Annotated in this window: 9 protein-coding genes; 3 read left to right on the top strand and 6 right to left on the bottom strand. The window is 73.4% G+C overall.

All coding sequences use genetic code 11. The features are described from left to right. The 4 genes from UW392_RS09260 to UW392_RS09245 form a co-directional block, all read right to left on the bottom strand. A partial coding sequence (locus UW392_RS09260) for a hypothetical protein (RefSeq protein ID WP_320774416.1) occupies positions 1-517 on the bottom strand: 517 nt, incomplete at its 3' end. A gap of 99 nt (positions 518-616) precedes the next feature. Further along, positions 617-1930 (bottom strand): MFS transporter, encoded by a 1314-nt coding sequence (locus UW392_RS09255; RefSeq protein WP_320774415.1) that lies wholly within the window; start codon positions 1928-1930, stop codon positions 617-619. Between the two features lie 65 nt (positions 1931-1995). Further along, complete coding sequence (locus UW392_RS09250; protein ID WP_320774414.1) at positions 1996-3483, bottom strand: citrate:proton symporter; 1488 nt, start codon at positions 3481-3483, stop codon at positions 1996-1998. A 220-nt stretch (positions 3484-3703) separates the two neighbouring features. Continuing rightward, complete coding sequence (locus UW392_RS09245; protein ID WP_320774413.1) at positions 3704-4321, bottom strand: TetR/AcrR family transcriptional regulator; 618 nt, start codon at positions 4319-4321, stop codon at positions 3704-3706. A gap of 481 nt (positions 4322-4802) precedes the next feature. Here UW392_RS09245 and hmgA point away from each other — a divergent pair, with 481 nt between their 5' ends. From hmgA to UW392_RS09230, 3 genes are read left to right on the top strand one after another with little or no spacing between them, the layout of a single operon-like run. Then, entirely contained in the window at positions 4803-6128 is a 1326-nt protein-coding gene (gene hmgA / locus UW392_RS09240; RefSeq protein ID WP_320774412.1) for a homogentisate 1,2-dioxygenase, read from the top strand. Between the two features lie 27 nt (positions 6129-6155). Next, complete coding sequence (locus UW392_RS09235) at positions 6156-6905, top strand: GntR family transcriptional regulator (protein WP_320774411.1); 750 nt, start codon at positions 6156-6158, stop codon at positions 6903-6905. Positions 6906-6937: 32 nt separating this feature from the next. Then, on the top strand, positions 6938-8158 hold the full coding sequence (locus UW392_RS09230) for a type ISP restriction/modification enzyme (protein WP_320774410.1): 1221 nt from the start codon (positions 6938-6940) through the stop codon (positions 8156-8158). 250 nt (positions 8159-8408) lie between these two features. On the opposite strand, the gene UW392_RS09225 is transcribed toward UW392_RS09230, so the two are convergent. Together UW392_RS09225 and UW392_RS09220 are read right to left on the bottom strand one after the other, a co-directional pair. After that, positions 8409-8672, bottom strand: a complete 264-nt coding sequence (locus tag UW392_RS09225) for a hypothetical protein (protein WP_320774409.1) — start codon at positions 8670-8672, stop codon at positions 8409-8411. Positions 8673-8786: 114 nt separating this feature from the next. Next, a partial coding sequence (locus UW392_RS09220) for an anti-sigma factor (RefSeq protein ID WP_320774408.1) occupies positions 8787-9294 on the bottom strand: 508 nt, incomplete at its 5' end.

The raw sequence follows: 9294 nt of genomic DNA, 5'->3' as shown, positions 1-9294 counted from the left end.
GAGCGGCCGCGCTGGGGCGGGCGGAGCCGGGCGCGCTGGGGCGGGCGGTGCCCGGGTCGGCGGCGCTCGGGCCGGTGGCGGACTGCCCGGGCTCCGAGCACGCCGCCTTGAAGTCCTTCTGCTTGCCCGCGCCCTCTCCGCCGAGGAGCTTCCAGGTGAGCCGGTACGGCCCCTCCGGGATCGTCATGGAGTCCGACTCGCCGGCGCCCTGGGACAGGGAGAACGAGCCGGAGAGCGAGGTGCCGTCGGCCTTGGCGGGCTGGGGCTCGACGGTCCAGTCGATGCCCTGGACCGTCTCGAAGTTCGTGGCGTCGAGCTGGAACCGGCAGACCGCCGGCCGGCCGCTCTGCGGGGCGACGGCGACGCCCTGCATCCGCGGTGTGACGTCCCCGTTGTCACCGGGAGCGGCGACGGCGGCGGAGGCGGCGAGGAAGGCGGCTCCCGTGAGGGCGAGCGCCGCGAGGCCGACGGCGCCGGAGCGTGCTCCCGCGCGGCATGGGAGGGACGAGGTGGACATGCGAGACCTCCGGGTCAGGTGATATTCACACAAATCGGCGTTCACCCGACTTTCCGTCCATCCGCCCGCGCCGATGGACGTGCCGCGCCTCGCACCCCGTCAGATATCGCCCTTACGGCCCAACGGCACCCCGGTCCGCCGCGCCCCGGCGGCGCCTTCCGGTGGGCTGTCCGCTCCGCCGTCCGGCTCGCTGTCCGGTTTGTCGGCCCGTTCGTCGGCCCGTTCGTCGGCCGGACCGCCGCCCGGTGTGGCGGGCGACCGCAGGGCCGTGCCCGCGGAGAGCAGCAGCAGCGCGCCGAGCATCACGAACGGCGCGGCGACCCCCGCGACCCCGGCGATCAGCCCCGCCGCGGCGGGCGCGGCGGTCTGGCCGAGCCGGTTGCCGGTGAGCCGCAGGGCGAGCGCGGTGGACCGGGCGCCGTCCGGGGCGGCCTGCACGACCGTGGTCATGGACAGCGGCTGCCCCACCCCCAGGCAGAAGCCGAGCACCGCGAGCATCACGGCGAGCGCCCACACGGGAACCGGCAGCGCGATCCCGGCGCACAGCAGGGCCGACAGCAGACAGGTCACGCTGAGCAGCGCGGTCCGCCCGAACCACCGCAGCATGGGCGTCATCACGAGCCGGCACGCGATGGTCGCCGCCGCCCGCAGGCTGAGCAGCAGACCGATCACGGACGGCGCGATGCCCCGGTCCTCCCCCACCACTGGCAGGTACGCGGTGAGGATGTCGGTCGCGGACAGCACCGCCATGCTGACGAAGATGCCCCCGGGCACGCCCCGGGCACGCAGGATGCGGTGCACGGGGACCCGTCCCCCGTCCCGCGGACGGGCGCCGGGGGCCGTCGCACGGTGCTCGATGCGCCACAGCGACGTGCACGCGACCGCCGCCCCGGCGGCCGCGACGAGCAGCGCCAGCGCGCTCGTGCCCGCCATGTCCGGGCCGCCGATCAACGCGCCCGCGGCCACGGGGCCGACGAGCTGGCCGAGGGAGGCGCCGATGGTGAAGTGACCGAAGTTGCGGTCCTGTTCGTGCGGCGCGGACTGGCGGGCCACGATCGACTGCGCGCCGATCACGAAGCACAGGTGGCCCAGCCCCATCACGCCGCTCCAGGCCGCCATCGCCGCCAGGGAGTCCGCGAGGCCGCTGAGGGCGCAGCCGCCGGATATCAGGACGACGCCGACGGGCAGCAGCGGCGCGCACCGCCCGTTGTCGGTACGGCGGCCGAGCGGTACGGCCACGAAGAGCGGCAGCAGGGCGTAGACGCCCGCGATCACACCGACCGCACGCTCGTCGGCGCCCAGCGCGAGGGCCCGGTAGGAGACGGCCGGCCGGGCCATCGACACCGCCCCCTGCGCGAAACTGAAGGCGATGACGAGGCGGAGCAGCCAGCCACGGTTTCCACCGGGCCTCACGATGACGTCCCTCCTACGGGCGACACGGCGACCGTCCGACGACGGCCGTCACCGACAATGATCGGTCAGATGATGCCCATCAGTACCCCGGCCCCGAGAATCACCAGCGAGGTCAGCGCCGCCCACTTGACCACGAACCGGGTGTGGTCGCCGAATTCGACCTTGGCCATGCCGACGAGCACGTACACGGCCGGCACCAGCGGGCTGGACATGTGCAGCGGCTGGCCGACGATCGCGGCGCGGGCCATCTCCAGCGGCGTCACCCCGTGCGCGGCGCCGGCCTCCGCGAGCACCGGCAGGACGCCGAAGTAGAAGCCGTCGTTCGACATGAAGTAGGTGAGCGGCAGGCTCAGGAAGCCGGTGACGAGCGCCATGTGCGGGCCCATGCCGTCGGGGACGGCGCCGACCAGCCATTCGGCCATGCTGTCGACCATGCCGGTGCCCTGCAGGACGCCGGTGAAGACGGCGGCGGCGAAGACCATCCCGGAGACGTTGAGGACGTTGTCGGCGTGGGCGGCGAGCCGTGCCTTCTGCTCCTCCATGCGCGGGAAGTTGACCGTCAGGGCCAGCGCGGCGCCGAGCAGGAACAGCACCGGGATCGGCAGCAGCTCCATGATCATCGCCGCGAGGAGCGCCACGGTCAGCGACGCGTTGAACCAGTACAGCCCGGGGCGCAGCGTCGGGCGGTTCGGGTCGAGGCCCTGGAGGCGCGCGTCCTCCTCGGCGGCATCGTCGGCGGCGTCGGCATCGTCGTCGGCGTCGGCGTCGGCATCCGTGCCGGACGTACCGGTACCGCCGGACGTGCCGGAACCGCCGGTGGCCCTGGCGTCCCGTCCCTCGGCCGTACGTCCCTTGCCGGCGCCGACGAGCACCGTCCCGGTCTCCCGCGTGCCGTCCTCGCGGGCCCGCTCCCGCTCCAGGACGTCGTCCAGGCTCAGCACTCCGAGCCGCTTGCGCTCCCGCAGTCCGAGCCCGTACGCCAGGATCACCACGCAGACGAGGCCGGCGGCGAGGGCCGGGATCATCGGGACGAAGATGTCGGCCGCGTCCAGGTTCAGCGCGGTGGCGGCGCGGGCCGTCGGGCCGCCCCAGGGCAGGGTGTTCATGACGCCGTTGGCGGTGGCGGCGACACCGGTCATGACGACCAGGCTCATCTTCAGGCGCTTGTACAGCGGGTACATCGCCGAGACCGTGATCATAAACGTCGTCGAGCCGTCGCCGTCCAGCGACACGATCGCGGCGAGCAGGGCCGTACCGACCACGATGCGCATGGGATCGGCCCTGCAGAAGCGCAGGATGCCCCGCACGACCGGGTCGAAGAGGCCGACGTCGATCATGACACCGAAGTAGACGATCGCGAACATCAGCATCGCGGCGGTGGGCGCCAGGGTGCCCACCCCTTCGATGACGTAGTCGCCGAGGTGGGCACCCTTCCCGACGAACACACAGAAGAGTGCCGGAATCAGCACGAGCGCCGCGATCGGCGACATCTTCTTCATCATGATCAGGACCAGGAAGGTCGCGATCATCACGAAGCCGAGGATGGTCAGCATGAATGGGACACCTAACGTTCGCCCTTGAACAGCCGGCGGGGCCGGTGGATCAGGCGACGTTAGGACGCGACAACGAGCGTTAACAAGACGTTGACGCGTGAGCAATAAGCGCAAAACCCCTGGTCACAGCGGTGAGCCAGAGCGGCGCGCCGCGCGGTGGGCGCTCGTGGCGTTCGCAGTGCTCGCGTGCGCCCGCGCACACCCGCGTGCGCCCGCGCGCTCAGTCCAGCACCCGCCCCAGATAGGCCCGCAGCAGCGCCCGCATCTCCGCGACGATCCGCTCGTCGCCGCCCGGTGCGGCCCGGAAGGCGAGGTGGACCAGGCAGTCGGCGGTCTCCACGGCGACCAGGAAGGTGCGGCGCAGGTCCTGGTCGGGCGCCCGGCCGACATAGCCCGCGAGGAGTTCGATGAGGCGGTCGGCGACGCGGTGGTTGGGCGCCTCGCGGTGGGCACCGACGGGTATCTGGTTGCCGAAGTCGACGAGCGCGAAGCCGGGGGCGGTGCGCTTCATGTCGAGGTACTCGTCGAGGACGGCGTCCATGGCGGTGCGCCAGTCCCCGTCGAGCTTCCCCTCGAGGCGTTCGGCGACCCGTTCGGTGAAGCGGTCGAGGTTGCGCTCGGCGAGGGCGTCGGCCATGGCGCGCTTGTTGCCGAAGAAACGGTAGACCGAGCCGATGGGGACACCCGCGCGCAGGGCCACGGCCCGGGTGCTCAGGTCGTCGTAACCCACTTCGTCGAGGAGTTCGGCGCAGGCGTCGAGGATTCTGGTCAGTCGTTCGGCGCTACGGCGCTGCACGGGCGCGCGGCGCAGCGAGGTCGCCTGGTGCTCGGGCTTCATGATCTCTTTCCCCCGGGTCGCGACGGGCGCCGGGTACGGCGGCGCCCGTCGGGCCGGACCTTGGTGCGGGCCCTGCTACGGGCCTTGTTGTGGGCCTGCGAGGAAGACGGGACGGACACGGTCAGCCGTACGTCCCCGCCCTCCTCGTCGCCGGGCCGGACCCCGGCGCGCGTCTCCGGCACGCCCCTCTCGAGTTCCCCACGGTCGCTCCGCCCCCTCTCGTCCGTGTCGCCCGGTGGCACATCCGTGCGTCCACGACATGCCGGGGAGACTAGAGCACCGCTCTGACAAGCGGATCCTCCTGGGGTCGGTCTTCTGCCCGTTCCAACGTGCCGCGCCGTCCGCGCGTTCCGAGGAGCTCCACGGTCCGCCGCCCCGTACCTGCCCCGCGCGCGTCCCGCAAGTGGCGCGCATACCCCTTGTGTTCCGCCCCCATCGAATCCTACGGTTCTACAGAGGAATCAGGGGCGAGGGAGCGATCATGACCGGGGACGCGAGGAAGACCGCCGAGGCACTGACCCACCTCGGCGGTTTCGGCAACGAACACAGCTCGGAGGCGGTGCCCGGGGCCCTCCCCGTCGGCCGCAACTCGCCCCAGCGCCCGCCCTCGGGGCTGTACGCGGAGCAGCTGAGCGGTTCGGCGTTCACCGAGCCGAGGGGGCACAACCGGCGCTCGTGGCTGTACCGGATCCGGCCGTCGGCCGCGCATCCCGCGTTCACGCGCGCGGACAACGGCGCGCTGCGCACGGGCCCGTTCACGGAGACGGTGCCCGACCCGAACCGGCTGCGCTGGGACCCGCTGCCCGAGCCGCCCGCGGGCACGGACTTCCTGGCCGGCCTGTGGACCCTGGGCGGCAACGGGGACGTGACCCAGCGCACCGGCATGGCGGTGCACCTGTACCACGCGGACGTGTCGATGGAGCGGGTGTTCAGCGACGCCGACGGCGAGCTGCTGATCGTGCCCGAGCGCGGCGGGCTGCTGCTGCGCACGGAGTTCGGGCTGCTGGCCGCCGAGCCGGGTCACGTGGCGCTGGTCCCGCGCGGCGTCCGCTTCCGGGTGGAGCTCCTCGACAACGCCGCACGCGGCTACGTGTGCGAGAACTACGGTGCCCCCTTCCGCCTCCCCGACCTCGGCCCGATCGGCGCCAACGGCCTGGCCAACGCCCGGGACTTCCTGGCCCCGGTCGCCGCGTACGAGGACGTGGAGGGCCCGGTGGAGGTGGTCAACAAGTTCTGCGGCAACCTCTGGCGGGCGACGTACGGACACTCGCCGCTCGACGTGGTCGCCTGGCACGGGAACAACGTGCCGTACGTCTACGACCTGCGCCGTTTCAATGTGATGGGGTCCGTCTCCTACGACCACCCGGATCCGTCGATCTTCACGGTGCTCACCTCGCCGTCCGACACCCCCGGGCTGGCCGGCGTGGACTTCGTCGTCTTCGCGCCGCGCTGGCTGGTGGGCGAGGACACGTTCCGGCCGCCGTACTTCCACCGCAACGTGATGAGCGAGTACATGGGGCTCGTCGAGGGGGCGTACGACGCCAAGACGGCCGGGAAGGGCGGTTTCGTGCCGGGCGGGAGCTCCCTCCACACCATGATGTCGGCGCACGGTCCGGACCGGGAGACGTTCGACCGGGCCAGCTCCGCCGAGCTGCGGCCGCAGAAGGTCGAGGACGGGCTGGCGTTCATGTTCGAGACCCGGTGGCCCCTCGTGCTCACCGGGCAGGCGGCCGGGGCACGGCACCTGCAACAGCGGTACGACGACGTGTGGTCGGGACTCGAGCGTCACTTCGGGACATTGCACTGAACGCTCGCGACCGGTACGGATACCGTCGTGACGTCATTCGCGCCGGACTCGATCGTCCTGAACCGCAAGCTGCCGCTCTGGTACCAGGTCTCACAGTCCCTGCGGGCCTCGATCCTCGGCCGGCCGCCCCAGGCCCCCTTGCGTCTGCCGACCGAGGAACAGCTCGCCGGGCACTACGGGGTGAGCGTGCTGACCATGCGGCAGGCGCTGAAGGAGCTGGAGGACGAGGGGCTCATCACCCGGCACCGCCGGCGCGGCACCTTCATCGAGCCGAGCGCGCGGCGCGGCAGCCCCGTACGGCTGCTCGGCTCCGTGGACGCGATCGTGGCCCAGCAGTCGGGGATGACGACCGAACTGCTGGACTGCGGAGCGGCCGCCCCGCCCGGCGAACTCGCCGACCACTTCCCGGGCGTGGCCGAGGTGGCGACGTACCACCGGCTGCGCGGCGACGAGCGGACCGGCGAGCCGACCAACCACGCCCGCAACTACGTCCGCCCCGAACTCGCCGCCCGCATCGACCGGGAGGACCTGGTCCGCTGGCCGATGACGAAGGTGCTGCGGGACGCGGTGGGCGTGGGCATCGCCCGCATCACGGACACGGTGCAGGCCCGTCTCGCGGACCCGGAGACGGCCCGGCTGCTCCAAGTGCCGCTGCTCAGCCCGATCCTGCACTACACGGGCGTGACGTACGGCGAGGACGGCCGGGTGCTGGACGTCGCGGTGATCCACTACCGCGGGGACCGTTTCTCCTTCACGGTGACCCTGGACGCCCATTGACCCGGATCGGCGGCGGCGGGGGGCGTCGTACGATGCCCAGCGTGACGCACGACGACGCTCCGCTGCTGGCGGACCTCATGCCGTGGTCCGTCGCACCGCCGCGGCTCGGCCGGGGGTGGCCGGCGGCCCCCGACGCGGCCTCGCTGACGGCCCGTTGGGACGCCCTGGTGAGGGCCGAGGGCCCGGAGCGCGAGGCCCTGTTCGAGCCGACGCGCTCCCGTACCCCGTACACGGCCGTGGGGCGGCTGCCGGGGCGGTCGGGCGGCACCGCGCGGCTGATCCGCGAGTCGGGCCCGTGCCCGGAGCCCGTACGCGTCCTCGCCGCCCCCTTCGACGAGCAGTGGCTCATCCCCGACCACCGGCTGATCGACGCTGCGCGGCCCGAGCTGTGGCGGGTGCGGGACGCGGAGCAGGTGTTCGTCGTCGAGCAGGCGGCGGTGCCCGGCTCCCCGGGGCCGGTACTGCTGGCGTCGTCCCTGCTGCCGCTGCACCCGGCGCACGGTCCGCGCGCCGGCCGGGTCCGCCCGCTGTACCGGCGGCCGGGCGGCGCCGAGCCCAACCTCGCCCCCGGCCTGACCGCCCACCTCGCCGCACGCCTGGGCGCCGCCCCGGACCCCCTCGACGTCCTTGCCTGGATCGTGAGCGCCGCCCGCCCGGGGGCCGACGGCATCAAGGTCCCGCTGACCGCGGACCCCGACATGTGGCGTGCGGGCGTCGCGGCGGGGCACCGGGCGCTGTGGCTGATGCGGCGGAACGGCGAGCGCCCCAAGCTCCCGGGCGGCCGCCGCCCGTACGTCCGCGCCCCGTTGCCGCCGCGGCCGCCGCAGCCGCTCTACGACCGCGCGGAGGAGACCCTGCTGGTCGGCGACGGCCGCATCTCTCCCGTGCCCCCGGCGGCGTGGGACTTCCACGTCGGCGGGGTCAGGGTCATCGAGGCGTGGTTCGCCCGGCGCACGGAAGGGGCCGCGCCGGGCACCCTGGAGGCGGTGCGCCCCACCGGGTGGCCGCAGACCTGGACCTCCGAACTGCTGGAACTGATCACCGTGCTGGCCCTGCTCGCCGAGGACGGAGCGGGAGACGGGGCGGAGGACGGAACCGAGGCAAGGGACGAGGCCGGAGACGGGCGGGACCCGATCACCGCGGCCGGACTGCGGGCGGCCGGCGTCCTGCCGGTGCCGGACTCCGCACGCCGGCCCGCATCCGTCCTGGACCATCAGGAGGAGGGCCCTGGGGGCCAGTTCGCGCTGCTCTGAAGAGGGCGGCAGGTGGCGGAACACCGCGGCCCCCGGTCACGCGCCGGGTGGGTACGGGGGCGCGGAAGGCCGGGGGCACGGAAGGAACGTGGGACCCGCGCCCGGGGGCACACCGGGACGCCGGCTGCTGCGGGCCGTGGGGATGACGGACGACTCGAGCGCAGCGCTGCGCGTGGGTGGCCCGGCGGGCCGGGCGCGGGCTTCCGTACTGCGGGACCGACGGGTACGAGCGGACCGTCGGCCCTGGTGCTCAGCGGCCGCCGAACAGCGAGCGGCGCAGGCGGCGCAGCGGGGCGAACAGCGACACCCGGTGCACCCGGGTTCCCCTGCCACCGCGCTGGTGCGGGCTGCGTGCGGTTATCTCGCGCATCAGGGACGTCGCCTCGGCCGCCTCGCGCTGCGGCACGGGCGGACCGGCCAGCACCGAGAGATGTCGGTCGAGGCGCGAACTGGTCGCGCTGCTCCCGCAGGTGATCGCAGGGACTCGCGCCCTGCGCGCTGTTATCTGTTCCATGTCACTCCCCACCCGTACGCGTCCACCCGGCCCGGGCAGAGTAACCCTATCGCCCCCTTGGGGCACTCGTGTATCGCGGTCACGGCATTCTTCTACCCTGTGAGGCGGCGGCGATCACTCTCCGAATCCGACCGAATCCAGGGCGAGTTGAACAACTGGCTGGCTGGTGGGCCGTGGTGACCCTCCGTCGGGTTCCACCGTCACGGCGAGTGACACCGCGTCGGCGTCCATTCCGCTCGCGACCAAGGGCGTGTCGCCCTCGAAGAGGCCCAGGGAGTGCGGTGGGGCGTCGGGCCGGGTGAGCCACAGCTGGTGGACGCGGCGGCCCGGTGGTTCGCCCAGCCCGCTCAGGGTCACGACGGCGCTCCCCTCCTGGGCGGAGGCGACTACTCCGATTCCGCGGCCCACGGCGTCCCGTTCGCCGGCCGCGCGGGCGTCGGGGGCGGCGAGAACGTGGGCGATCTCACGCGCCAGAGCGCGCTCGGCCTCCAGCCGCTCCTCCGTCCGGTGCGCCTGGACCGCGAAGAGCGACGCCACGACGAGCGCCGCGGCGGCCGTCGCGGTGGCCAGCGGTGCGAGGAGCGGGCGCAGACGGGGCGCACGCTCCGGGCGCGCGGGCGCC

It is taken from the genome of Streptomyces sp. CRN 30 (assembly GCF_034105845.1).
This window is presented reverse-complemented; position numbering and strand designations above follow the sequence as displayed.